This is a genomic window from Paenibacillus xylanilyticus, assembly GCF_047246825.1.
Classification (GTDB): domain Bacteria; phylum Bacillota; class Bacilli; order Paenibacillales; family Paenibacillaceae; genus Paenibacillus; species Paenibacillus xylanilyticus_B.
The window spans coordinates 242,795-268,141 of sequence record NZ_JBFOLB010000006.1 but is presented as its reverse complement, the minus strand read 5'-3'; the positions used below and the strand labels follow the sequence as shown (position 1 = coordinate 268,141).

Genomic DNA, 25,347 nt, shown 5'->3' with positions numbered 1-25,347 from the left:
TTATGCGGGTGTAGTTCAATGGTAGAACTTTAGCCTTCCAAGCTAATAGCGTGGGTTCGATTCCCATCACCCGCTTACAGTAAACCTCTTGCTTTTATGCAAGAGGTTTTTTTTGTTTTTTGAATACCACACACCTACTTCATTCTTTTTTATAAATGCATTGAATTTTGTAATTTGATCTCATCGGATTGAGTTTGTTTAAATAGATAGATGCAAGCATTTCCTGGATGTAACATCAGGATTGGACCTAAGGAGGAGGAGTAGTGTGAAAAGAGCTCTCGTTATTGGAGGAAATGGAACGCTAGGTACAGCAATTGTTGCCAAGTTGAATGAGCTGTCAGTAGAAGTGGTTACGGCGGGGAGAAATTCCGGTGATTATCAGGTGGATATGACCTCAACCGATAGCATCACGGCTCTTTTTGAAGCTGTCCCAAACATTGATTACGTCATTGTAGCGGCGGGTCAGACGCATTATGCCAAATTGGAAGAACTGACACCTGAGAGCAACATGGTTAGTGTACAGGGCAAATTGTTGGGCCAGGTCAATATCGTATTAATTGGCCAACACTATGTTAACGACAAAGGAGTTTCACGCTGGTGAGTGGCATTATCAAGGATCATCCTATTGCACAAGGTGCTTCCAGTGCAATGGCCAATGGCGCGATTGATGCGTTCGCCAAAGCGGCTGCCTATGAACTGCCGAGAGGTATTCGCCTGAATTCGGTCAGCCCTAATCTGTTTGAAGAGTCAGCTGAGAAATATAAGGACTTCTTTATTGGTTTTAACCCAGTACCCGTGGATCGAGTGGCTAATACATTTATTCAAAGTGCGCTGGGCATCGAAACGGCTCAAACCTTTAAAGTATATTGACTTGTGAAAAAAGCTCCTCTCCTATGCTTAGGGAGAGGAGCTTTATGTTTCAAGCGAATCGATTAGTATCTTTCCAGTATGGTTTGTGTTTTCAACCCATCGGCAGGGATAAGCCAGTTGTTGTTCTCCAATACTTGCAGCAGCTCGGTACGCAGACCGGATACAGCTGCAGTATCATCGGTTTTGAAAGAAACCTCAACAAGATTCTCTACACCTGTACCATCTGCGTTACGGATTGGCCATACTTCCAGCGTGAGGTCTTGTCCATTCCATGTGCCCTCATAGCGCTGGAACGTGATCGGCCCGTGAGCACGGGATTGCGAGAGTGCTTGTTTGCCCCAGTTTGAAGAAGACCAGTTTTTCAGTTTGCCCGGCAGCTTGTCAAGCAGCATGTCCAGTGCGTCCTGCTCGGAAGGAAGTTGTACGCCTGTAGCTTTGGTATCCACTTTTTTGGTGTTGGAGAAGCTCAGTGTTTGTTTGCCATATCCCCAATCGATCTCAGCCTCGTAATTATCGTCAGACGCATCAAATCCTTCTTGATTTGCCAGTGTCAGTGCTGCATTAATATCACCGTTAATTACGGGGTACCGCTTCTTGTAGGTTAATTCATAATTGTTTTTGTCATCCTTTTTCCGAAAACGGACATCCCATCCGGCTTGGTTCAGATTCAGGGAATTGGTATCAAAGTACTCTGCACTGATGTTTCTTGGTGTAGAATCCAGAGCCAAAGTCTGTATGACTTCACTCCGAGGGGTTCCATCCGAGTTCAATACCAATTCCGGTTTAGCCAGAAACTTCACTTCATAGGCTGGCACGGCATTGGCCGCCGCTGAAACTTGTGGTGCCTGGAACGTCAAACTACTTCCCAATGTGACGATGCTCAGCATGAATGAGGCAGTTACCTTTTTCCACTTTTTCAAAACCTATCACTCCCTAGGCTGGATTAATGTACAGACCCACTTTACCGCCCGAGTATATGGAAGTGATTAACGTTGGACGAGCATTACGTTAACCCTGCATAGAATTGATGAATGGCGAGCGATAGTTTTTATGGGGCCAAGCCGAGAAATGGCGGAAAATGATGAACCCCTTCCTGCAGGACTTCCTTGAACCGGTTCACCTGGACTGAAGGATGACGATCCTTATTATGTACCGTGTATATATGTCGTGGAGCTTGCTCGCCCGGGATGGGAAGAACCTGAACCAAGCCATGCTGCTCCTCCCATTGTACGGCCATACGTGACATGAATGATATATGACCTCCGAGTAAAACCAGCTGTTTGATTGCCTCGAGTGAATCCATCTCCACTGTACTGCGAAGCCGCACTGCATGCTGTTCCAGCCATTGGTTGGTCAAACGGCGTGTGCTCGATTCGTTCCCATGCAAGGCAAAAGGCACCTGAGAGATATGCTCGGGCTCCAACACTTCTCTCTGGGTCAAGGCATGCTGCGGAGCACAAATCAATACCAGATCATCTGCACATAGCGGATCTGCCTGGAGGACAGGACCAACAAAAGGTTCGGAAGAGATTACCCCCAGATCAATCTGATGCCGCATTAACATCTCACGGATGACAGGGGACGGTTTGACTGATAACACAATTCGAATGCCGGGAAACTCCTGCGAAAATGTATTCAGCATCGGAGGCAGCAGATAGGTTGCAGGTACATAGCTCGCCCCAATGTGAAGCGTACCCCGGTAAAGGCTGTCGTATTCCTTGACCACCCGGCGAGCTTCTTGGGTCAGGGCATTAATTTTCACAGAATAATGAAGAAGGGCCTGTCCAGCCTCAGTCAGAAATGTCTTCCCGCTGCGCGATTCGAATAATCGCACACCCATCTCTTCCTCCAGTGATTTCATGTGAAACGTAACGGTGGGCTGCTTGATGCCCAGAATCTCCGCCACGCTGGTCATATGGTGATGCTTATCAATCAGTTCTACAATTTGCAGTTTGATCAGATTCAATGAACTCATACTCCTCTCCCTTATGCAGGCCTCCATAATATAAGATGATTTAATGCTTGTTTTCATAAAGACGTAGAGTACAGGACCAATCTGAAGAAGCGAAGCTAAAAGCTTTCTGAAAGAAAGCTACTTCGGAAGCATACGCTTCGCCTTTATCCCCTGATTTCTCCCTTTGAAAAGGGAATCATGGAAATCCGGGGATAACAGCGATCGGAAGATGGTGCTGTAATCGGAGTAACAACATGAAAAATTGATTTTGCTCATCTTATATAGATTTAATCTATGAACATCAACAGAATTCATCTAAAAAGTTAATTTCATTTTTACATTCATAACATACAACTTGCGAGAGCGGACGTTAGACTGAGGACAGTACAAGAAGACAGGCAGGGATGCTTATGAAAATGGAGATTTCAGGGGTTCAAAAATCATTCAATCGCACGCCTGCACTATTGCCTACAGATTTGACGCTGCAGCATGGTCAGTTTACGACACTGCTCGGTCCATCGGGCTGCGGTAAAACAACACTGCTGCGCATGCTCGCTGGACTTGAGCAGCCGGATTCGGGAGAGATTATTGCGGGTGATCAGTGTATCTTTTCAGCAGCCAAACGGATCGATGTACCGACCCATAAGCGTAATCTGGGCATGGTGTTTCAGGATTTTGCATTATGGCCGCATATGACGGTATATGAAAATGTGGCATTCGGCTTAAAGGCAGGCAAGCAAAAGGTGGATCTACGGCAGAAAGTGACCGAAGCGCTCGGCATGGTTCGCCTGCAAGGCATGGAAGATCGTTATCCTCATCAGCTGTCCGGTGGACAGCAGCAGCGGGTTGCTTTTGCCAGAGCGGTAGCAGTGAGACCCGGAGTGATTTTGTTTGATGAACCGCTTAGTGCACTTGATGCTGTACTGCGGGAGGAAATGCGGATTGAGATGATGTCTCTGGTTCGGGATATGGGACTAACCGCATTGTACGTCACCCATGATCAAGTCGAGGCAATGTCGATGTCAGATGAGATTGTAGTTATGGAAAAGGGACGGATATTGCAAAAGGGCACCCCGGAAACGATCTACGCATCGCCAAGTGATCCATTTGTCGCTTCGTTTATCGGAAAGTCCAATTGGCTGACACCGAATCAGTCCATGGTACGGCCGGAACATGTGACCTGGAACAGGACAAGTCACGACGATCTGCGTTATCAGGCAACGGTACTGAGTGTCAGTTATGTAGGAGAGCGTTATGAGATTCGGGTTCAAATGGAAGGGCTGGGCGTGTGGACCGCCTATCTGGACCGTAGGGTTCGCGTAGGGGAGCAGGTTCAGCTGTATATATCGCCGGAGCGTATCTGCCGGATGGCTGGGCATGAAGCCACCGATGTGAAGCGGGAAGTTATAGCAGCGGCGAACTAGGAAGTGTGAAATGGGAAACAGGAAATAGCATATAAAACCAAGGGAGATGGAATAAGATGTTGGGAATCAAAACACGGAAAAAAAGTGCAATGCTGCTGTTAACAGCGATAATGAGTATTGGCTTGTTCGGATGCAGCACGAATTCAACGGGCGGAAACGCAGGACAATCTGCTGGGGAAGGCAGTGCGGCAGCAGCAGCGCAAACAACAGAAACAGCAGGCGGCAAACTGGTGTTGTATAGTGCAGGACCACAAAAGCTGGCGGATAATATCGTGAGCGGGTTCACGGCCAAAACAGGTATTGAAGTAGAGATGTTCCAGGGAACAACAGGTAAAATTCTCGCCCGTATGGAAGCAGAAAAATCCAACCCTGTGGCCGATGTAGTTATTCTGGCTTCTCTGCCTTCAGCACAAGCACTAAAAGCCGACGGTTTAACGTTACCTTATCCTGAAGCAGCAAATGCCGACAAGTTGAACAAGGACTGGTCGGATGCGGAAGGCAACTATTTCAGCTCCAGTGCTTCGGCGCTCGGGATCGTATACAATACCAAACTGGTGTCTACACCACCGACAAGCTGGGCTGAGCTCGCTACACCAGCCTGGAAAGACGCCGTGAATATCCCTGATCCAACATTGTCCGGTTCTGCGCTGGATTTCATTACAGGTTATCTGAGTGTGAACGGTGACCAAGGCTGGGATTTGCTGAACAGCTACAAAGCGAACGGTGTTGCCATGGCGGGGGCGAACCAGGAAGCCCTTGATCCGGTGATTACGGGTGCCAAAAGCATCGTTGCGGCTGGTGTCGATTACATGGCATATTCCTCCAAGGATAAAGGCGAACCACTGGATATCGTATATCCCGAGGAAGGGACGGTAATCAGTCCGAGACCAGCAGCGATCCTGAAGTCGAGTCCAAATGTGGAGAATGCCAAGGCGTTTATCGACTACCTGCTGTCCGATGAAGCGCAGAAGCTGGTTGCAGATGCTTACCTGATTCCTGGCCGGGAAGACATTGAAGCGACCAACCGGGCCAATCTCAAGGATATCCCGCAACTGAAAGTGGATTGGAACTGGATGAGTGAAAATGGTGATGAGACAGCAGCTCGTTTCTCTGAGATTTTCAAATAGGATCGCTGAAATCAATACTGAGTAACATTCGACAACACGTGTAACGAGTGTCTTGGTGGAAGTCATGTGAGGTGAAAGCAGTGAAACCTGTTGTATTGGACAACAACCGTATTTTTCGGAGAGTGGGCGTGATTCTGGCCCTCTTTCTGCTGACTATAAGTATTGGCGTGCCGCTGCTGCTGATTTTCTGGCAAAGCATTTATCCGGATGGACAATGGGACTGGATGGCTCCGATTCGGACGATTACGGGTCATCATTTATCCGGCGTGCTGCTCAATTCCGTCTGGCTGGGCATCTGTGTTGTTGCCGGGACAACCTTGCTAGCCCTGCCGCTGGCCTGGATGATGGCCAAGACCCGTATGGGGCAGCATCGCTGGGTGGACGTAATCCTGATGATTCCATTTATGACCCCGCCGTATATCGGCTCCATGGGCTGGATTTTGTTTATGCAAAAAGGGGGATACCTGCAGCAATGGGTACCTTCGGCTGAGAAATGGAGCGAACTATTCTTCAGCTTCTGGGGCATGGTGCTGATTATGAGCCTGCATCTGTTCCCATTCTTGTATTTGCTGTTACGGGATGCGCTGATTCGTATCGGCGGTAATCTGGAAGAAGCGGGATCCGTGCACGGGGCACGTGCGGGTTACCGGTTCAGACGCATCATTTTACCTCTGTTGTTATCTTCCTATGGGATGGGGATCATGCTTGTTTTTGTCAAAACGATTGCAGAATTCGGAACCCCGGCAACCTTCGGGCGCCGCATCGGATACTATGTCATGACTTCAGAGATCCACAAATATATCTCCAGTTGGCCCATTGATTTTGGTAAGGCGACTTCACTGGCATCGGTACTGTTATCCGTATGTCTGGTGATGTGGTATATGCAGTCTGCCATGAGTCGAAAATTCACGTATCGTCTGGTGGGAGGCAAAGGGCAGCGTTCGAAAAGATATTCCCTTCGCGGGGGAGCCGGATGGCTATGCGGTCTGTATCTTGCCGTACTGCTAATCCTATCTGTGGGTATTCCGTACTTCTCTATCATTGCTGCTTCGACGATGAAGCTGCGCGGGGCCGGGTTGTCTCTGGACAACGTAACGCTGGACCATTATCGGGATCTGCTGTCATGGGGTTCGGTCAGCATGAAAGCCATCGGCAATAGTCTGGGATTGTCACTGGCCGCTTCCACAGTTGCGGTTGTGATCGGTACAGGATTTGCGCTGGCGATCGGCAAATCATCTTCGTTCATGCAGCGTGTCATTGACCTATTCAGTCTGCTGCCGAATACGGTACCGGGCATTGTCATGGTCGTGGGTCTAATCCTGTTCTGGAATTCTCCATGGATGCCATTTACCCTGTACAACACATACGGGATGGTCGTTCTGACGTATGTCGTACTGTTTCTGCCTTACACGGTGCAGTACGTTAAATCAAGCTTCACTCAGATTGATGGAACCTTGTTTCAGGCAGGCCAGGTATTTGGTGGGAAACCGCTGTATATTCTGCGGCGCATTCTTGTGCCCCTGATCATTCCCGGCATGCTGGCGGGTTGGATGATGACTTTCACCATCGCCACACGGGAGCTGGTAGGGTCGCTGTTGATTCTCCCGCCGTCGATGCAGACGTCCGCTACGTATATTTTTGCCCAGTTTGAACAAGGGCAGGTTTCGCTGGGCATGGCCATGGCGGTGGTGACTGTTGGCATGACCGTACTGATGCTGCTCGGCATTGAGCTACTGAATTCGAAGAGAAAGTGGAATGCATCATGATCAAACTGAACGTATGGGGCGGGGCAGGCGAACATGGCCGCTCTGCCTATCTCCTGAGCGGAGACAGGTTTCACATTTTAATGGATTGCGGCGTGAAAAAAGAAGGCGCAGGCGAGTACCCACTCATCGAACCGGATATCGTTTCAAACTTAGATGCCGTACTGTTGTCTCACGCTCATGAGGATCATTCCGTTGCTATTCCATTGCTCTACAAGATGGGCTATCAGGGTGAAGTATGGACGACGCGTGAGACAAGGGAGCAGCTGGACACCTATTTCCGGGCGTGGAGCAGCAACATGGAGCGTGCAGGGCATGGTTTGCCCTACGAGGAAACAGATGTGCAGTCAATACGATATCGATATCTGGAAAATGAGGCCAAGGCTGGGATCTGGTTCGAGGTGGTTTCAGGGATAAATGTGTTGTGGGGACGCAGTGGTCACCTTGCCGGATCGGTATGGTTTGCACTTGAAATGGAGGGCAAACGGATCTTTTATTCGGGGGACTATACGTCTGAATCCATGCTCTTACAGGAAGATTGTGCGGCAGAGGCGTTGAGATTGGCAAGCGTGTTTCGTAGCAGAGAGCGAACAGGCAGCCGTGTTAATAACCCGCTATTGTCCCAGGGTATGGCTGCTAGTGATGGTATTCAATTAACTGGCGGGCCGCTGGCGGAAGCTGCAATGGCAACTGTGAGCTCTGGATTATCTGCTTCCTTGTCTCCATCGTTAATAAAAGGGCGTTTGAATCGGCCGATGGATCTGGCGATTGTGGATGCTGCATACGGAACGGACCGGGATACACAGACAGACAAATTGGCACATTTGGGCCATGCCATTCGCCGGACCATTGCCCGTGGCGGCAAAGTATTGCTGCCGATGCCTTCGGTAGGCCGTGGTCAGGAGATTATTTTATGGGCACATGAGCAGTTCCAGGGTGTTCCGATGATCGTGGAGCAGGGGCTGGTGGATGGCATGAAGCAACTGATGCGTGTTCCATACTGGCTGAGAGAAAAGGGAGATCGTCTCAAGAGTCCATTAATGGATGTCATTGAACGTTTTCTGGGCGGAAAGTCTTGGCATCTACCCCAGAGTCGGGAGGATCGGGAGCGACTGCTGAATCAACATGCTGCTTCGCTATGGTTCATTCCTGACGGCATGATGCAGTCTTCGCTTGCCCGTTGGTACTATAATCAACTGGCAGACAGAGAGGAGAACCTGATCCTGCTTACGGGGCATGCCGCTGTTGGAACGTTTGCACAGAAGCTAATACAGAATCCGGCTGAATATGGAGTCTGTGAGGTGCAGAAAATTCGTTATAAAGTGCATCAGGGCTGGCTGGATGTCGAGAAAATGCTGCAGCGCGTGCCTGCGCGGCATACCGTGCTGGTACATGCAGACAAAGCCGAGACGGATAGACTAAGAGAAATTTTGGTCGGAAATAGCCCAACTCCAGAAGTCATGATACATTCATTGTCTCCCGGAGATGAGCTTTATGTGTAAGTGATTGAAGGGGATTAGATTATATTCAATAGAGGGCGTCCCTTGAGGACGTTCTTTGCCTTGTTCATGATGATTAGCGTTCGCGTTGAATGGGGTGTTCCAGTTCCGAGTGCCCCATCAGACTATCGAGGGCTTCTCCGTCCACCAGCACATCCAGACTCTTTACTTCATCAAATTGAAACATTGTTGTCGTTAAAGCTTCCAGTGCCAGCAGTTCTCCACTGGTGCCGAGCTTGGCTTCATCCGGGATATGAACATCCAGAGTCAATGTGTTCTCGTCATATTGGATAGAGAGCAATTCAACCTTTTCCCATAGAGAGACCAGCTCAGGATCCCCATTGTTTTGCAAGGCTTCAAATGTTTTTTTGTATTTTTCGTCGTTATCTACGAATTCCAGCTCAACTTCCCTTTTTTCCAGTTCCAGCACCTGTGTATCGGCAAAGAATACTTCAACGGTTTGCTTCTGCTCCTTGTTCGGCTCAACCTGAGTCCCACTATTGTTGGGAGGCTGTACACTTCCGGATTGTTTGGGCTCATTCGTTCCAGATTCACTCACTGGCTTCTGCGCACACCCCACTGCAATCATCAGAATGAACGAGAAAAGTAGTACGTATCCCATCTTTCGTTTCAATAGATCACATCCTTCGTTTGGTATAGCGTTATATTTTATATCCCTAGATATTCCTTGATTCCATCAACTATCGCTTGTGCAGCCTTCGTCTGAACTTCCTCGGATGACATGGCTTTCTCTTCGGCAGCATTGCTTAGGAAACCAATTTCCAAGAGCACTGCAGGCATGGTGGTTTCCCGAATCACCTGCAAGCTGCCATTCTTGACGCCCCTATCTTTGAATCCCAGAGCTTGAACTAGGCGTTGATGAATGATATTGGCCAGGTCCTTGCTGCTGGTGCGCTGATAATAATATGTTTCTGTACCTGATGCCTGAGGTGAAGCCGTTACACTGTTTCCGTGTATAGAGACAAAGACATCCGCATTTAACTGATTCGCCAGTTGAACGCGTTCGGAACGTGTGGGATAGATATCACTGTCACGTGTCATGACCAGTTCAATATCCGGCTCGTTGAGCAGGAGAGCTTGTACTTTTAGAGCCAATGCCAGAACGTATTCCTTCTCGGGTTTGCCCGTGATACTTATTGTTCCTGGGTCACTCCCTCCGTGACCTGGATCAATAACGACAACTTTACGTCCTGAATCGTAGTCCGGAGTCACTGGAGCGGGCGTGACATTGTCTCCGGAAACGTTGAGATCAATAAGCAGCTTGTCGGCAATAACGTTTTGATCGAACTGCACGTCCTTCACATTGTTCAACTCAACAACGATCCGGACTTGTCCGGGGTCCCGTTTAAAAAGGGAATATCTCACTTCCGTTACATTGGGATATCCGCTTACGTCCAGTTTGCCATTAAACCCTTGATCAAGTGGTTGCGTCATATCACCAAAGACTGTACCAGGCAGATCCACAACCAGCCGATCCGGGTTCTTCAAGGTGGTTATCACGGGCTGCACTTTTTTTCCATCCATGGACACAACCAGCTGATTATCGGCAAAAATGATGTCGGTCACATGGGTTAACGAGATGGTATCACTATCTCCTGAATCATTGCCTTGCTCTCCATCAGGCCCTTTACTGTTATCGGTTAAGTATACAATCTTCTCTTGGTTGTTCCATTTTACGCTAAGTCCCATCTGTTCACTGACAAATCGAATGGGCACCACCAGCGTTTTGTTTAAAATTTGCGGAGCTGTATTCAGGGTAACCTGTTTGTCAGCAACTGTGGCTTGCTTCTGATCAACGTTTAGTGAAATCACTTTGTCGTTTTGCTGAATTTTTACCTGACGGGCTTGTTGATTCCAATCGACATCGAACTCCAGATTTTCGGCAACAACTCGGATTGGAATCATGACGTTCTTATTCACGATGGTCACCTGAACATCATGCGGGAGAGATAATTCCTCTCCATTCAAGAAAATTTTAGACGTATTGGCAGCGGCATTCCCCTGAGTAGAAAATAAGAATAGAAAAAACAGGCTCAAAAACATGAGAAAAATGGGTTTCTTCATTATACACCTCTACAATATTAGAGCTTGTAACTCACCGACATCAATTTCAAGACAACGAATCAGTGAGCGACAATTTCTCTCCCAAAATTTAACTACATTATATAAACAGCAGATTTGTAAAAATGTTTCTTTTATTGCTTTATTTAATTTATTTATTAATGGATGGTGTTAATTTTCGCTGAAAAGAAGGGGTCTCCATACGATAGACAGACTTTTGTAATTAAATTTCATATAATAATTGACTTGTAAAATTTTATATCATATACTGGGTGAAATTATGGCAGGGTGACGTGTACATGAAGTCTGACAGGAGGTTGGGAATAATGGATACAGGCAGCTATCCGATGTGGGAACAGTACCGATTGAAGCGGGAGCATTACATCATAGGGCTGATGTCAGGAACGTCTCTTGATGGGACGGATGCAGCTCTGGTCCGTATTCTTACGGATGACAGCGGGGGAATAGAAAAAATCAGTCTGATGGATTTCGTCTGTATTCCATTCTCGTATGAGCTGAGGGAAGTGATGATTCGACTGTGTTCCCCAGAGACAGCGAGAGTGGATGACCTGACGAAGGCCCACTTTGGCATATCGGAGTGGTACGCACACAGTGTCATGAAATTGATTCGTTCGGCAGGCATCCCGCCTGGACAAGTGGATGCGATCAGCATGCACGGGCAGACGATATGGCATTCACCCGTTGCGACAGCGTTTCCCGGACCCGAGGGAAGCCTTGAAGTGGCATCCACACTGCAAATCGGTGAATCTGCCGTTGTGCGGGAACGGACCGGGCTGCCGGTGATCGGCAACCTGCGGGCAAGGGATATGGCTGCAGGCGGGGAAGGAGCACCCCTCACGCCATATGCCGATGCTCTAATGTTTCGAAGTCTGAAGGAAGGACGGCTGGTGCAGAATATCGGCGGAATCGGCAATGTAACGGTGCTTCCAGCTGCGTCATCCCATGAAGGCATCTCTGCTTTTGATACAGGTCCGGGAAATATGGTGATGGATGCGATTGTGCGAAAGGCAACGAATGGAAGACAGCATTATGACCCAGATGGAAGCATTGCCGCCAAGGGGAAACCCGATCAGAGTCTGGTGGAGATGTATCTGGAGGATGATTATTTCAAAAGAATTCCTCCCAAAAGCACTGGACGAGAAGTATACGGTGCCGCTTATGCCGAGCATTTGATGGAAATGGCCGCTGCCCGTTCTTTATCCCTGGAAGATACCCTGGCTACGGCCACCTGTTTGACTGTGGAGACCATTGTGCGGGCTGTGGAGGATTTTGTACTACCGAATGTACCAATCTCGGCCATGCTGGCTTGCGGTGGGGGAACATCGAATGCCACACTAATGAAGATGATTCAAGGACGACTCCCGGAAGGCATTCGACTGGAGCGGACCGCGGACTACGGCATACCGGATGATGCCAGGGAAGCTATCGGATTTGCACTCCTGGGCCATGAGGCGTTGATGGGAAGAACGAATACACTCCCGGCAGTCACTGGAGCAAAGCATGCAGTCATCTCCGGTACGCTTACGCTGTAGTCACCCTAGTTTGGCCCATTAACAGAAGTGGAACACAGGGTTAGCCAATTAGACTCAGGTGGAATTATAGGATAAAATGCTTGTACATGAACAAAGTACGGAAAGGTGGAGCGGATGGAAGGCATGAAAGGTGGACTTGTACGTTTACGCGCATTAATGGATGACCTGACTCCATCGGAACGGAAGATCGGGGCATATATTCTTGATCATCCGCAAGAGACGGTTCAGTCTTCAGTGGCGCAGCTGTCCGAACGGAGCGGGGGCAGCCCGGCTGCCATTATCCGTCTGTGCAAATCGTTAGGGGTTGCGGGGTTTCAGGAGTTGAAGCTGAAAATTGCCGGAGATTTGCAGACGGGTGAACAATATCAATATACGGAGATTCGTCCTCAGGACTCCATGGAGAGCATTATTCAGCACGTATCCGCTAATAATATTCAGTCGGTGAAGGATACGGTTCATATTTTGGACCCACGCCTGGTTGAGCAAGCTGTTGATGCGCTGCACCGGGCGAAGCGGATTTTTTTCTATGGAGTAGGGGCCTCCAATCTGATTGCGCTGGATGCACATTACAAGTTCATGCGAATCAATCGCACAAGCTTTTCGTTTACTGATCCGCATATGCAGATTTCCTCCTCAACGACGCTTCGTGAAGATGATGCCGTTGTATGTATCTCCTACTCGGGAGAAACGTCAAACGTAATCTCCTGTCTGAAGCATGCTCGCGAAGGCGGGGCTGCGACAATCAGTATTACCAAGTGGGGCAGCAACACACTCAGTGGTTTGGCAGATGTACCCTTAAAGATTACTTCCACTGAAAGCGATATCCGAAGTGGAGCAACATCGTCGCGGATTGCGCAGCTGAATGTAATCGATATTCTGTACCTGGCGATTGCCAGCCGGGACTACAACCAGTCTGTTGAATATTTGGAGAAGAGCCGCCAAGCTATCCTGGAACATAAATGAAGCGGGAAAATCCCTTACTGTATTGAACAGAAGGGATTTTTTAATGGGTGAACATAGATCAAGAATGTAAAAAAAATTAAAGGAGCCTGGCTCAATGTCCGGCTCCTGCCAATAAATAAGATACGAGATACACGGTACACTCCGTGTTCTGTCAGGAAGATCCTGCAATGGCTGTACGGACGAAGCCGTCAGCCAGATCCAGTCTGCGCTGGGCTTCCGGTGCATCTACGTTTGCCATTAGCATAACGATTGCCGTTTTTACATGCCCGCCTGCCGCAGCGAAGGCTTGCTCTATATCGGATTGATTCGCTCCGGTAGCAAGGTGGATCATGCGTTTGGCCCGGTGGACAAGCTTCTCGTTGGAAGGGTTCAGATCGACCATGAAGTTCCGGTAGACTTTGCCCAGACGGATCATGGCTGTCGTAGTCAGCATGTTCAGAATCATTTTCTGTGCGCTGCCTGCCTTCATCCGTGTTGACCCCATCACTACTTCCGGGCCCATCACCGCTTCAATGCTCACATCAGCCAGGTGGGTCATCGGTGTGCCCGCATTGTTGCTCAGGCTGATGACAGCCGCCCCTTTTTCCCTCGCATGTTTCATTGCTCCGAGCACATAGGGTGTTCGCCCGCTGGCTGCAATGCCTACCACAACATCGTTATTGTTCAGGCCATGCTCATCCAGATCGGAGGCCCCTTGCGATTCACTATCTTCGGCTCCTTCCACAGGATCCTTCACGGCCCGAAAACCGCCTGCAATAATGCCCTGCACCATGGAAGGGGGCGTTCCATAGGTCGGTGGGCACTCGGAAGCATCAAGGATGCCCAATCTGCCACTGGTGCCTGCACCGACATAGAACAGCCGCCCGCCCAGTTGAAAAGCCTCTACAATCCGATCCGCAGCCTGGGCTATCACAGGGATAAGCGGTTGAATCAATTCGGCAATCCGTTGATCTTCTCTATTAATCAGTTCCATAATCGCTGCCGATGGCAGTTCATCTATATGATCCGTCTGCGGATTCGGCTGTTCGGTTAACAATGAGTTAAGCATGTGATTCATCAGTATGGCCTCCTTATCTCTTTCAAAATGATCCATGAAGGGAACGACGCAGCCTTGCCAGCTGTGCCGCACCTACCGCCGGAGAAGGGGCATCCGCACGGTGGACAAAGCTGAGCTCACCATAAGATGCCGATAATTTGCGTATAAATTCGCTGCGGAACAATGCAGAGTGACGGAACAGTGATCCTGACAGGGCGACCTGAGCGGATTCGAAAGTGATATGGCGGGTGATCAAAGCTTTGGCTGTATTCGCCAGCTGTCCCGCTTCATCGGTAATGATTACCCTGGCAACCGAGTCGCCGTGATCACCAGCTTCAATGGCGAGACGGGCAATAGATGCAGTATCGGACTTTCCCCAGCCGGATTGGTAGACTTTCTTTTTCAGCTCAGTGGCAGTGTGCAAACCCAGCTCTTGTAGAATGAGTGGAGTTAACTCGGTTGGGGGAAGAATGCCATCATGACTCTGCATAACCGCTTGAAGTGCCCGTTGTCCAATGCGATAACCACTGCCTTCATCCCCAAGAAGATGCCCCCAGCCTCCAGCGCGGTATCGTTCGCCCTCCGGCGTGAATCCGTACACGATGGATCCTGTACCGGATATGCATAAGACCCCATGTGTATGCCCAAGCGTGGCCATAAGGGCGATCTCACCCTCAGATACCACCCAAACTGGACAGGCCTCCATATCCTGATGACGAATGTGATTCATATGATCATTTACGGCTTCAGCAATCATCTGCCTCTCCTGTGCACTATCAACACCTGACATCCCAAGACATATACCTTCACAAATTGTCGATAAATCACTTCTTAGGTTAAACAGCTCATCCAACACCCGCCGCAGTTCTGAAATGGCCTGTTCAGGCGATACGCTGTGAGGATTGGTCGGACCACCACTGAACCTGGCGAGAATCGTGCCTGAATCGGAAATGATTGCTGCATCAGTATTGGTACCGCCTCCATCAATGCCTGCATATACTCGCAACGTGGCTCACCTCGCTTGCTTAGGTTTTCTTTTTACATAGTATAGAGGCATGAAATGAAAAAGTAAAATTAAATTTTATATTAAAAAATAATGTTGAATTTTTATTTCACAGCTCATATAATGAACTCAATCTACAATTTTGGAAGGAATTAATACTGTTAATGTCAACTAAGTTGACGTTAATATTGCATTTATGTGATTGAGCCTGCGTACTGGCAGGTCCGGTCTACAGGGAGGTGCTGTTCCTTACTGCCACACGGTAAGAGTGGTTCATCATTTCATGTTGGAAGATCTCAAAGGGGTAGCAAGTTGGCAAAGGAATAATCGGGAAAGACTCGCAAAGGAGATGAAGGGATGAAAAAGAAGAGTCTGGTATGGGCAATGCTGTTGATGATGGTCTGGGTTACGGCCTGTGGGAACAGCGGAGGTGCTGCTTCGGACGATCCGAATGCGGAGGATACAGTAACGGTATGGACCTACCCGGTGCATGGAACTTATGAAGACGAACTAAAAGATCTGATTGCCGATTTCAATAAGGAACACCCAAACATTACCGTGAAGACGGAGATGCTCTCCTGGGCGGAAGGGCCGAAAAAATTCGATGTTGCTCTGAATGCGGGGAACCCGCCGGATCTGTACTTTCACAGTGTGGACGGAACGTACGTAAATACAGGGCTGGCGCTCGAGCTGGACAGCTACCTGACTCCTGAGATTAAGGAAGATTATCTGCCAGGTACACTGGAACTGGGACAGATCCAGGGCAAACAGTACGGCTTGCCTCTATATCAATTCCAATGGGCATGGGGTGGTAACAAACGCATTCTGGAGGAAGCCGGCATTGACTGGAAGTCCATTCAGCAAAATGGCTGGACCTGGTCCGAATTCAATGAAGCAGCTGCCAAGCTGACCAAAACGCTGGATAGTGGAGCTAAGCAGTACGCACTCGTTACTGACGGCACTTCACTTGATTTCATTGAAATGCTCTCCCGTAATAACGGCATGATTGACGTTCTCGACAAAGACGGTACGTTCCAATGGAATGATGGACGGATTCTGGATACACTCTCTTTCATCAAAAATCTGATGGATCAAGGTTATATGCCAAAGGAAACGGCAGCGATTGCCCCGGCGAAACGGACGGATATGTTTTATGCGGGTGAAACAGCGATGATCTCCAAGGCCATACCTTATTATGATGTGATGATTCAGAACCGTAACAAGGATATTGATGATGGCAAAGTGCAGGGAGAGAAAATTGATTTTGTCCTGCTGCCTGTACCGCACAGTGACGATCAACCTGCAGCAACAACGATGGGTGGCGAAGGGTACGTAGCCTTCAAACAGAAGAAGGACAAAGGCGAACAGCATGCCAAGAATACGTTCCTGGTCATGGAGGCACTGAGTGGTGCGAAAGCCGGGAACTCTGCTAATGAACTGGCGCTCCCATTCGTAAGACAGTCCCAAGCTGACCTGTTTGAAGGGAAAGAACTGGGTCAACCGGACAATCTGGATGCTGCGAAGGTGATGGCCGAAAATATTGCCATGCCGGTTGTGCTGGAGCTGGACATCGACAAAGCCTCGCAGCAAAAGCAGTTCAAGGAGCAGGTTGTAAAGCCGAATATTCAGGCCCTGTTCTCAGGAGAGAAAACACCGGAACAAATTGCAGAAGACTTCAAAAGTAAAGGCCAGCAGATGTTCGGACAATAAAACATAACGCAAACGCAAAACCACCATGATTAGGAGAGGAGGATTCGCCATGCAGACCGCCCTTGCGCCAAAGCCGTCCGCGCCCCGGACTTCCCGGGCTGCCCGGCTTTGGCGAGACTACGGGTGGGCGTATTTGTTTATTTTGGCGCCTGTCCTGCTGTTTCTCATTTTCACCCTTTATCCGGTTCTGACCGCTCTTGTGATGAGCTTCCAGAAATATAACATTATGAATTCAACGTGGGTTGGATTGGAAAATTACGAGCGTCTGGTAAAAGATGAAACGTTCTGGAAATCGATTAAAAATACAATCATCTTCACCGTGGGTACGGTACCGGTCAATATTCTCATTACATTTGTGCTGTCCTATTTCATCTTCCAGATGAAAAGCAAATGGCAGACCTTTTTCAAAGCCACATTGTATTTGCCCGCCGTAGCATCCGGAGTAACCATCTCCATCGTGTGGCTGGCGATCTTTGATCCTACCGATTCGGGGCTGCTGAATCGCTTTCTCGGTCTGTTCGGACTTGATCCGGTGATCTGGCTGGGCCAATCGGGAACGGCACTCTTTTCACTCATCCTGATGAACTGGCTCGGGTCGCACGGTGCAGGCATTATTCTGTATCTTGCAGCTATGGGCGGCATTCCAAAATCACTGTATGAAGCGGCAGACATTGACCATGCCAGTGGATGGACCCAATTCAGCAAAATAACCTGGCCGCTACTTAAGCCAACAACGCTGTATCTGCTCGTGACGGGTGTGATTACGTCTTTTCAAGTATTCATCTCCGTATATCTGATGACGCAGGGCGGGCCCAACTTTGCGACAACGACAATTGCCTATCTGATCTACGAAACGGCGTTTAAGTTCTACGAGTTTGGATTGGCATCGGCACAGTCCTTCGTACTTGCGATCATTATCATCGTCATTTCCGTTATCCAGTTCAAGTATTTCTCAAGTGATATTGAATATTAGGCATGTTGATATGTTGCATCAAGCATCCGGGGGTGAACAAATTCATGAAATCTAATCAGAAAAAGACGCTGCTTGTCGTTGCATCCATTCTGCTGGTCGGTTGGGCACTAGTGACCATCATTCCGATGTACTGGATGCTCGTCGGTTCGGTGCAGGACACCACGATGTCTGCCTCTTTTAAGCCGCAGATGATTCCGGAGCAGCTGTCGCTGTCACCGTATGAACGTTTCTTTGCCAAAACCGATGCGTGGCGCTGGCTCTATAACTCACTGCTGATCTCGGTCATTCTGACTGTGACAAATGTGTTTTTTGCTTCCCTCGCGGGATATGCGTTTGCCAAATTGAAATTTCCGGGCAGTCAGGCTGTATTCTGGGTTTTGCTCGGCACAATGATGATTCCGGCTCAGGTTACGCTGATTCCCTTGTACATTATGATGGTCAACGTGTTTGACCTAGGGGATACGTACACAGCTATCATTCTGCCTGCTGCTGTTAGTGTGGGCAACATCTTCTTAATGAAGCAGTTTATGTCGACACTGCCAACATCGCTGATTCATGCGGCTCGCATTGATGCCTGCAGTGAGTTCGGTATCTTCTGGAAAGTGATTCTGCCCATGGCGAAGCCAGGGATTGCAGTGCTCGCCATTTTCACCTTCGTGGCTTCATGGAATGAGTTTTTCTGGCCGTTCCTGATCACCAATTCGAATGAAATGCGAACCATTCAGGTGGGGCTGGCTTCGTTCGTATTTGCCGAATCAACCGATTTTGGCGCCATGATGGCAGGGGCAACGATTGGGGCTCTACCGATGATCATTCTGTTCTTCTCATTGCAGCGTTACTTCCTGCAGGGAATTACGATTGGTGCGGTTAAAGGCTAAGGTTAACTTGCAGGTTGAGGACAAGCGACAACGTAAAGGGGGATCTACCTATGGCACGCGTGGAGTTTCGCCAAGTGCGCAAAGAATTCAAAGACGATCATAAAGGAACGTTCACGGCTGTCGCCGGTTCGGACTTTGTTATAGAAGATAAGGAATTTGTGGTGTTTGTTGGTCCTTCGGGCTGCGGCAAAACAACGTCACTGCGAATGATCGCCGGATTGGAGAAGCAGACGAGCGGCGATATTGTCATCGGCGACCGGATCGTCAACGATCTGCATCCGAAGGATCGGGATATCGCGATGGTATTTCAGGATTATGCACTCTACCCGCATATGACGATCCGGGAAAATCTGTCCTTTGGTCTGAAAAATCTGAAAAAGCCTAAGTCCTATATCGATGAACAGGTACAGAATGCTGCCTCCATTCTTGGGCTTGAGGCGATGCTGGAACGCAAACCGCGTGAGCTGTCTGGTGGTCAACGCCAGCGGGTAGCGGTGGGGCGGGCAATTGTCCGTGATCCGCAGGTGTTTCTGTTCGATGAACCGCTCTCCAATCTCGATGCGAAGCTGCGGGTTCAGATGCGTGTGGAACTGGGTGAGCTGCACAAGCGGCTCGGAGCCACGATTGTATACGTTACTCATGATCAGGTGGAAGCCATGACACTTGGGGAACGCATCGTGGTCATGAATCATGGTGACATTCAGCAGGTGGCTTCGCCGAAGGAGCTGTATGCGAGTCCGCGCAACATGTTTGTTGCCGGATTCATTGGTTCCCCTGCAATGAACTTTATTGATGCCCAGATTGAAGGGACGCAGGTCGTGATGGAGGGAGCGTCATTCACCTTGCCGGCAGATGTGCTTGTCCGTCTGCAGAGCCACCAGGGCAGACGGGTGATCCTTGGTTTGCGACCGGAGCATATTTTTGGAGATGATGTTGCGCCTAATATACCTAAGGATCACATGTTGCAGGCTCGGGTTCAGGTTGTGGAGCATCTTGGGTCGGAAAATCTGGTGTATTTCCATCTGGGTGCCCGCACCGTAACGGCCAAAGTTCACCCGGAGACACATGCATACGTAGGCATGGACAAAAACTTCGTGCTGGACTTGCGCAAGGCACACTTTTTTGATCCGGAGACGGAGTTGGCCATTGGTCGGGAGTAGTCGATCGGTAAGAGCAAGGTGAAGGAACAGCAAGAAAGGGGAGATGTGGGATGCGTAAGCTAAGTGAGGTGCTGGTCAAATCAGGAGTGGAAATCTACCGTGATATTATTCCTGCTGCCTTGTACAGTGTGGTCAGTTCAGTGGTGCTGGTTCCAATTCTGATGCTGGCTCCGCTGCCAATCGCTATCATGCTGCTCGCTGTGATCTATATGCCCATCGTTTTCGGTGTCTGCTACGCGGTACATCACAGGTTGGAGCGGAAGGAACGCCGTAATGGAATTAAAGATCTGTGGGCTGGTACGCTGAAGGGATTCGTACCAGGTGGTGCAGTAGGTATCCTGTTTGCCGTGCTTGGCTTCATTCTGTGGTCAACGTGGTGGTATTACGGGGGACAGGGCGGCATGATGGGGACAGCGGTGGGTGTTTTCCAGACGTTCTTCGTTCTTATGGCCCTGATGTCACAGTTCTATACCTGGCAGCTTGTGCTGCAAAAAAACATGGGCATCGTCCAGGCAATGGGGGAAAGTGTGAAGCTGTTCTTCCGCCATCCGGGATATACCATGGGAGCCTGTTTCCAGGCCCTGTGTCTGACAGCATTGCTGGCGTTGACGGTTGTTGGTTTTGGAGCATTGTTCGCAGGCATGTTCGCCATCTATCAGCATAAGGTTGCTCAAAATGTGCTGGAGCCTGAAGAGGAACCCGCCTTGTCTGTTGGCAATGATCATCAACATACAGGGTGGATGAGTCAGGGGAATGTGTGATGAACAGAGGGACTCATGTAAGAACGGGTGCTGACCGGTTGTCCGAAGGTTTTTCCCATCCATGGTTAATGGATGCCCGAATTGGTCTGATGACGAACCCAACCGGCATTACGGCTGGTTTTGTCTCGACAGTGGAGGTGTGTGCCGGATTGTCAGATGCCAAGCTGACCGCGTTATATGCTTGTGAACATGGGCTGGACGGTGAGCTCCAAGCCGGCGTTCGTTTCGGGGATACGGTGCATCCGCGTCTGGGGATCCCTGTGTTCAGTCTCTATGGAGAGCACAAGAAACCGACGCCAACCATGCTGTCCGGAGTGGATACCGTGCTGTTTGACATCCAGGATATAGGTGTCCGCTACTACACGTATGCTTCGACTCTAATTCATATGATCGAAGCCTGTGCTGAAGCCGGCAAACGAATGCTGGTGCTGGACCGTCCTAATCCCCTCGGAGGCAGCGTAGTGGAAGGTGGCATGCTGAATGCGGGATATGAGTCGCTTGTCGGTGCTTGGCGTGTTCCTGTCCGCACCGGATTGACGATTGGTGAACTAGCCCTTCTGGTAAACAGTGAGATGGAGGTCCCCTGCGAACTGGAGGTGATTGCGATGGATGGATGGCAGCGCAGCATGGAGTTTACGGATTGTCAGCTTCCCTGGATGCTGCCATCCCCTAACATGCCGACGCTGGATACAGTCAAAGTATACGCGGGCACCTGTCTGTTCGAAGGCACCAATATATCGGAGGGCAGGGGGACAACCCGTCCGTTCGAGTGGATTGGTGCACCGTGGATGGATGGCGAGCAGCTGGCTGCGCGGTTTCGAAGTCACGGACAAAAGGGAGTGCATGTGCATCCCGTGTACATGTCTCCGACGTTCTCCAAGCATGCAGGCGAGCTGTGCGGCGGTGTCCGCATTTTCGTAACGGACAGCAGGGAGTTCCGGGCAGTGGAGACAGGACTGGTGCTGCTGCATGAACTGGCTTCACTCTACCCGGATCATTTCCGCTTCCTGGAGCCACCGCAGCCTGGTTCGAGATATTTTATGGATTTGTTGACGGGAGGCAAGGAAGTCAGGGAAGGTATACATGACCGGGGAGAATTATATCGTTTGATTGAAGTGTGGAATGCACAGGCGAAGGAATGGAGAGAGCGGCGCAAGCCGTTTTTGTTATATCCATGAGAAGTGCAATCATGCATTGCATCATGAGGGATGTTAGTCATTGGGGAGGAGGCATGGAATGAATGCGGTAATAGAGCAGTACCAACAGAAGCTGAAACGGATGACGCTGCGTGAGAAAATTGGACAAATGCTGCTGTGTGGTTTTCATGGTACCGAAGCGGATGGGGACATAAAGCACTTGCTTCAGACTTACCCGATCGGCGGTGTAATTTATTTTGCACGCAACATCGAGTCACCAGAGCAGGTGGAGCGGTTATCTGCCGGTTTACAGGGAATTGCCGACAAAAGCGGTCATCTCCCCCTTTGGATATCCATTGACCAGGAGGGGGGCATGGTGGCTAGGATTACAAATGGGATTGCCTTGATGCCTGGACAGATGGCGATTGCTGCTGCGGGGTCCACCAAGGATGCGTATGAAGCAGCATATATCAGCGGGTTAGAGCTAAAATCCATGGGGATTAATATGAATTTTGCTCCGGTATTGGACATAAACAATAATGTTGCCAATCCTGTTATCGGCGTGCGTTCATTCGGCGAGTCGCCTCAAATGGTTGCGGATTATGGGGTGAAGACCATTGCAGGAATTCAAATGGCCGGTATTGCTGCGACAGCAAAACATTTTCCGGGGCATGGAGATACGGATACCGATTCCCATCTGGATCTACCCGTAATTGCACATGACCGGGAACGGGTAGAGCGGGTGGAGCTTGTGCCCTTCCAGGCTGCCATCGCAGAAGGAGTTGATGCGATGATGTCGGCCCATATTTATTTCCCGGCACTGGAACCCCAGCGTCTTCCTGTTACACTTTCCAACACGGTATTAAGTGGACTGCTGCGGCAGGAGCTTGGCTATGAAGGCATCATTGTGACCGATTGTATGGAGATGAACGCCATTGCGGTTCATTATGGCACGGTTGAGGCGGCGGTGATGGCGGTTGAAGCGGGAGCCGACTTAGTACTAATCAGTCACACGGCTCAGCTTCAGGTGGAGGCTTTTGAAGCGTTGGAAGCAGCTGTGAAGAGCGGGCGGATAAGCGAGAGCCGCATCGATGAATCCGTTGTCCGCTTGCTAATGTACAAAGGGAAGCGCGGGTTGCTGGAAATGGGAATGGATGTAACCGCCAAGGCGGAGGTGCTTAATGAGTTAGCCTCGACCGAGCGGCCAGAGCGCAACAGTTTGCAGCATCAAGAGGTGGCGAGACGTATTAGTGAGAACAGTATTACCCTGGTACGCGATCAACTGGATATGCTGCCGCTGAAGGCGGAACGAACGCTGGTGATTACTATTGCTGCAACGGTGACCACAATTGCTGACGAGCAGTTGAACCAGGCTGTTACGCTTGGCTCTGCATTATCGAGCCACGGACTTGAGGTTGTTGAACTGACCGTAACACCGGAGGAAGTTGCGATTTCCTCTGCGCGTCTGCTTCAGGCTGCGGAAGAGGGGGACATTCGGCAGATCGTGGTGGGGACCTATAATGCGGGCAGTCCTTCCGGTGATCCGCAGTGCAGGCTGATAGGCTGGCTTCAGAAACTGGGCAAACCGCTGGCTGTGGTCGCGCTGCGGAGTCCCTATGATGTGCTGGCGCTTCCTGATGTGCGAGTCTATGTTGCGGCTTACGAAAGCCGCCCGCTTGCCATGGATAGCGTTGCCCTAGCAATGATGGGGCATATTCCTTTTACCGGAAGGCTTCCGGTGAATCTGATTTGAATTGCGTATCCTGCTTTCCAAAAAGGACTTGAACCAAGTTGGCTCATTCCTGCAAATGGCAGCAATATATAACTCAAAGAGACGACCCTTCATAGGGTCGTCTCTTTGAGTTGCGTATAAGTTGATTATTGCAATTTCAACGCTTTGGCTGTACGTGCCTCTACTTCATCTATCAGAGTAGTCATATCCATGCCGGCATGATTACCAAGCAGGATAATAGTTACGTCATCAGACAGATTGCGAGAGAAGGCTGTGGCAAAACCGCCGCCGCTGCCGTTGTGGAAGACCGTGCGATTATCACCATTCTCCTTGAGAATCCAGGCGTAGCCATAATTTTTATCCGAGTAGGGCTTGTACATCTGTTCAATGGTCTCCTGGCTCAGGATCTGATCGGTGTACAGTGCCCGGTCCCATTTAAGAATATCGTCAACCGTCGAATAGATCGTCCCTGATCCCGATTGTGATACGTAATAAGGAGCGGGCACCCACTTGTTATTTTCTGCGACGAACCCACTGATGGTTTTGACCTTCCGTGATGCCTCTCCGGAGTTTTTCATGCCGAGCGGCTGCAAGATTGTCTGCTGAACGTAGTCGGCATAACTCATGCCGGATACCTGTTCAATGACATAAGCCAGGAGCACGTAACCGCTGTTGCTGTAGAGATAGGCAGTGCCTGGTTCAAACTTCAGTGTTTTGTGCCGGATTTCTTCTACCGTTTCTTCCAGCGAGGTTCCTTCCCCCCGACCAAACGCGGATGGAAGCCCGGAGGTTTGGGATAACAGCATATGCAGAGTCATCTCATCGCCCTTTGGAATACCAGAGATGTATGTGGAGATTGGATCCTGTACATTCAGCTTGCCTTCTTCCGCGAGGCTGAGAATGGAAGCTGCCGTGAAAGACTTGCTCAATGAAGCAATTCTTGTCTTCTGATCCGGACGGTTCAGCGTCTTCTCATCGGCCAGTCCATATCCTTGACGCAGCAATACTTCGCCATTGCGGGCAATAAGGGCCATGCCAGGGAAGTGGATTTCACGCAAATAAGCATCCACGCTGGTGACTTCGTTGTCCAGCAAACTGACTTTATCTGTTTGGATGTTCACACTCATCTGACCCGATGCGGTGCGTCCGACTTTAATATCCGCTTTCAGGGCATTCGCCATAGGACGGACAGGTACCATAAGCGTACCTTTAACCGTACGGGAGTTCACTCCTGCATCCAAGCGTACATGGTTGACTTTGATCGAGTCGCTGCCTGCCTGGTGAACCATAGTATCTCTTCCAACGGTGATGGTAGCCGTTTTGGTACGGTTATCCCATTTCAAGGAACCTTTCACCGACTGGACGACATCCCTTAGGGGTACGTACGTTGTTCCTTTATAGATCTGAGGTGTATTCTTCCAAGATTGTGGTTCGCCATTAACTTCAATAAGAACTGCTTGAGTATTCTGGGCAGCCGATAGGGATGTGCTGAATTGTCCCAGCATCGGACCCGCAACCAGAATGAATGCGAGCAGAATACGAAATAGGGATAAATATGCCTTAGAAACTGATTGATGCACATGAGGCAATTTACGTGTGATGTGAATCCTCTCCTTCCAGACTTTTCATAGATAACCAGCTTACGAAACATTGTAAACGATCTCGTAGAGGGGGTCAAAACGGATGGAGAGCCAGCAAACATAAGAGCCTAACAGAAATAATA

General features: G+C 49.6%; 20 protein-coding genes, 1 tRNA gene and 1 pseudogene. 15 read left to right on the top strand and 7 right to left on the bottom strand.

Annotated elements, in window-relative coordinates:
- Positions 1-4: 4 nt before the first annotated feature.
- Positions 5-75 (top strand) — tRNA-Gly (locus AB3N00_RS26335).
- A gap of 190 nt (positions 76-265) precedes the next feature.
- Positions 266-870, top strand: a pseudogene (locus AB3N00_RS26330) (short chain dehydrogenase).
- Positions 871-932: 62 nt separating this feature from the next.
- On the opposite strand, the gene AB3N00_RS26325 reads toward AB3N00_RS26330, so the two are convergent.
- Both AB3N00_RS26325 and AB3N00_RS26320 read right to left on the bottom strand, forming a co-directional pair.
- Positions 933-1,790, bottom strand: a complete 858-nt coding sequence (locus AB3N00_RS26325; protein WP_413037209.1) for a hypothetical protein — start codon at positions 1,788-1,790, stop codon at positions 933-935.
- Positions 1,791-1,918: 128 nt separating this feature from the next.
- Positions 1,919-2,845, bottom strand: a complete 927-nt coding sequence (locus AB3N00_RS26320) for a LysR substrate-binding domain-containing protein (protein ID WP_413037208.1) — start codon at positions 2,843-2,845, stop codon at positions 1,919-1,921.
- A 389-nt stretch (positions 2,846-3,234) separates the two neighbouring features.
- On the opposite strand from AB3N00_RS26320, the gene AB3N00_RS26315 reads away from it, so the two are divergent.
- From AB3N00_RS26315 to AB3N00_RS26300, 4 genes are all read left to right on the top strand, one after another.
- The gene (locus tag AB3N00_RS26315; RefSeq protein WP_413037207.1) at positions 3,235-4,248 is read left to right on the top strand and encodes an ABC transporter ATP-binding protein; all 1,014 of its coding nucleotides are present in this window, start codon (positions 3,235-3,237) and stop codon (positions 4,246-4,248) included.
- Positions 4,249-4,304: 56 nt separating this feature from the next.
- A complete protein-coding gene (locus AB3N00_RS26310) occupies positions 4,305-5,375 on the top strand; it encodes an ABC transporter substrate-binding protein (protein ID WP_413037206.1) in 1,071 nt (356 codons plus the stop codon).
- An 80-nt stretch (positions 5,376-5,455) separates the two neighbouring features.
- Positions 5,456-7,141 carry an ABC transporter permease gene (locus tag AB3N00_RS26305; protein WP_413037222.1) on the top strand — a complete coding sequence of 562 codons (1,686 nt, stop codon included), beginning with the start codon at positions 5,456-5,458 and terminating at the stop codon, positions 7,139-7,141.
- Entirely contained in the window at positions 7,138-8,640 is a 1,503-nt protein-coding gene (locus AB3N00_RS26300; protein ID WP_413037205.1) for an MBL fold metallo-hydrolase, read from the top strand. Before AB3N00_RS26305 ends, AB3N00_RS26300 begins: the two co-directional genes overlap by 4 nt.
- Before the next feature lie 73 nt (positions 8,641-8,713).
- Here AB3N00_RS26300 and AB3N00_RS26295 read toward each other — a convergent pair whose 3' ends face one another.
- Complete coding sequence (locus AB3N00_RS26295) at positions 8,714-9,271, bottom strand: GerMN domain-containing protein (RefSeq protein WP_413037204.1); 558 nt, start codon at positions 9,269-9,271, stop codon at positions 8,714-8,716.
- Between the two features lie 35 nt (positions 9,272-9,306).
- Complete coding sequence (locus AB3N00_RS26290; protein ID WP_413037203.1) at positions 9,307-10,626, bottom strand: N-acetylmuramoyl-L-alanine amidase; 1,320 nt, start codon at positions 10,624-10,626, stop codon at positions 9,307-9,309.
- A 419-nt stretch (positions 10,627-11,045) separates the two neighbouring features.
- Between AB3N00_RS26290 and AB3N00_RS26285 the strand changes: the two genes are divergently transcribed.
- Together AB3N00_RS26285 and AB3N00_RS26280 are read left to right on the top strand one after the other, a co-directional pair.
- Positions 11,046-12,272, top strand: a complete 1,227-nt coding sequence (locus AB3N00_RS26285) for an anhydro-N-acetylmuramic acid kinase (RefSeq protein WP_413037202.1) — start codon at positions 11,046-11,048, stop codon at positions 12,270-12,272.
- Between the two features lie 123 nt (positions 12,273-12,395).
- On the top strand, positions 12,396-13,235 hold the full coding sequence (locus AB3N00_RS26280; RefSeq protein WP_413037221.1) for a MurR/RpiR family transcriptional regulator: 840 nt from the start codon (positions 12,396-12,398) through the stop codon (positions 13,233-13,235).
- 151 nt (positions 13,236-13,386) lie between these two features.
- Here the strand turns inward: AB3N00_RS26280 and murQ are convergent, their stop codons facing one another.
- A complete protein-coding gene (gene murQ / locus AB3N00_RS26275; RefSeq protein ID WP_413037201.1) occupies positions 13,387-14,292 on the bottom strand; it encodes an N-acetylmuramic acid 6-phosphate etherase in 906 nt (301 codons plus the stop codon).
- A gap of 22 nt (positions 14,293-14,314) precedes the next feature.
- Positions 14,315-15,277, bottom strand: coding sequence for an N-acetylglucosamine kinase (locus tag AB3N00_RS26270; protein ID WP_413037200.1), 963 nt, complete (start codon positions 15,275-15,277; stop codon positions 14,315-14,317).
- 354 nt (positions 15,278-15,631) lie between these two features.
- Between AB3N00_RS26270 and AB3N00_RS26265 the strand changes: the two genes are divergently transcribed.
- Genes AB3N00_RS26265 through nagZ form a run of 7 tightly spaced genes read left to right on the top strand, consistent with a single transcriptional unit; the run spans position 15,632 to position 23,645 of the window.
- Positions 15,632-16,984 (top strand): ABC transporter substrate-binding protein, encoded by a 1,353-nt coding sequence (locus AB3N00_RS26265; RefSeq protein WP_413037199.1) that lies wholly within the window; start codon positions 15,632-15,634, stop codon positions 16,982-16,984.
- Positions 16,985-17,033: 49 nt separating this feature from the next.
- Positions 17,034-17,957, top strand: coding sequence for a carbohydrate ABC transporter permease (locus AB3N00_RS26260; RefSeq protein WP_413037198.1), 924 nt, complete (start codon positions 17,034-17,036; stop codon positions 17,955-17,957).
- Between the two features lie 44 nt (positions 17,958-18,001).
- Entirely contained in the window at positions 18,002-18,835 is an 834-nt protein-coding gene (locus AB3N00_RS26255; RefSeq protein WP_413037197.1) for a carbohydrate ABC transporter permease, read from the top strand.
- Between the two features lie 50 nt (positions 18,836-18,885).
- Positions 18,886-19,995, top strand: coding sequence for an ABC transporter ATP-binding protein (locus AB3N00_RS26250; RefSeq protein WP_413037196.1), 1,110 nt, complete (start codon positions 18,886-18,888; stop codon positions 19,993-19,995).
- Positions 19,996-20,045: 50 nt separating this feature from the next.
- Complete coding sequence (locus AB3N00_RS26245) at positions 20,046-20,756, top strand: hypothetical protein (protein WP_413037195.1); 711 nt, start codon at positions 20,046-20,048, stop codon at positions 20,754-20,756.
- Positions 20,756-21,934: an exo-beta-N-acetylmuramidase NamZ domain-containing protein gene (locus tag AB3N00_RS26240; protein WP_413037194.1), complete on the top strand. Its 1,179-nt coding sequence runs from the start codon at positions 20,756-20,758 to the stop codon at positions 21,932-21,934. The genes AB3N00_RS26245 and AB3N00_RS26240 overlap by 1 nt, the downstream gene beginning before the upstream one ends.
- Positions 21,935-21,992: 58 nt before the next feature.
- Entirely contained in the window at positions 21,993-23,645 is a 1,653-nt protein-coding gene (gene nagZ, locus AB3N00_RS26235; protein WP_413037193.1) for a beta-N-acetylhexosaminidase, read from the top strand.
- Between the two features lie 125 nt (positions 23,646-23,770).
- Here nagZ and AB3N00_RS26230 read toward each other — a convergent pair whose 3' ends face one another.
- Positions 23,771-25,204 (bottom strand): serine hydrolase, encoded by a 1,434-nt coding sequence (locus tag AB3N00_RS26230; protein ID WP_413037192.1) that lies wholly within the window; start codon positions 25,202-25,204, stop codon positions 23,771-23,773.
- Positions 25,205-25,347: the final 143 nt, after the last annotated feature.

Bases quoted from the DNA above. Each gene is read 5' to 3' on its own strand.
- AB3N00_RS26280 (WP_413037221.1), top strand. From the start codon at position 12,396: ATGAAAGGTGGACTTGTACGTTTACGCGCATTAATGGATGACCTGACT.
- AB3N00_RS26265 (WP_413037199.1), top strand. From the start codon at position 15,632: ATGAAAAAGAAGAGTCTGGTATGGGCAATGCTGTTGATGATGGTCTGG.
- AB3N00_RS26245 (WP_413037195.1), top strand. From the start codon at position 20,046: ATGCGTAAGCTAAGTGAGGTGCTGGTCAAATCAGGAGTGGAAATCTAC.
- AB3N00_RS26255 (WP_413037197.1), top strand. From the start codon at position 18,002: ATGAAATCTAATCAGAAAAAGACGCTGCTTGTCGTTGCATCCATTCTG.
- murQ (WP_413037201.1), bottom strand. From the start codon at position 14,292: ATGAATCACATGCTTAACTCATTGTTAACCGAACAGCCGAATCCGCAG.
- AB3N00_RS26315 (WP_413037207.1), top strand. From the start codon at position 3,235: ATGAAAATGGAGATTTCAGGGGTTCAAAAATCATTCAATCGCACGCCT.
- AB3N00_RS26310 (WP_413037206.1), top strand. From the start codon at position 4,305: ATGTTGGGAATCAAAACACGGAAAAAAAGTGCAATGCTGCTGTTAACA.
- AB3N00_RS26260 (WP_413037198.1), top strand. From the start codon at position 17,034: ATGCAGACCGCCCTTGCGCCAAAGCCGTCCGCGCCCCGGACTTCCCGG.
- AB3N00_RS26285 (WP_413037202.1), top strand. From the start codon at position 11,046: ATGGATACAGGCAGCTATCCGATGTGGGAACAGTACCGATTGAAGCGG.
- AB3N00_RS26300 (WP_413037205.1), top strand. From the start codon at position 7,138: ATGATCAAACTGAACGTATGGGGCGGGGCAGGCGAACATGGCCGCTCT.
- AB3N00_RS26250 (WP_413037196.1), top strand. From the start codon at position 18,886: ATGGCACGCGTGGAGTTTCGCCAAGTGCGCAAAGAATTCAAAGACGAT.
- nagZ (WP_413037193.1), top strand. From the start codon at position 21,993: ATGAATGCGGTAATAGAGCAGTACCAACAGAAGCTGAAACGGATGACG.
- AB3N00_RS26240 (WP_413037194.1), top strand. From the start codon at position 20,756: ATGAACAGAGGGACTCATGTAAGAACGGGTGCTGACCGGTTGTCCGAA.
- AB3N00_RS26320 (WP_413037208.1), bottom strand. From the start codon at position 2,845: ATGAGTTCATTGAATCTGATCAAACTGCAAATTGTAGAACTGATTGAT.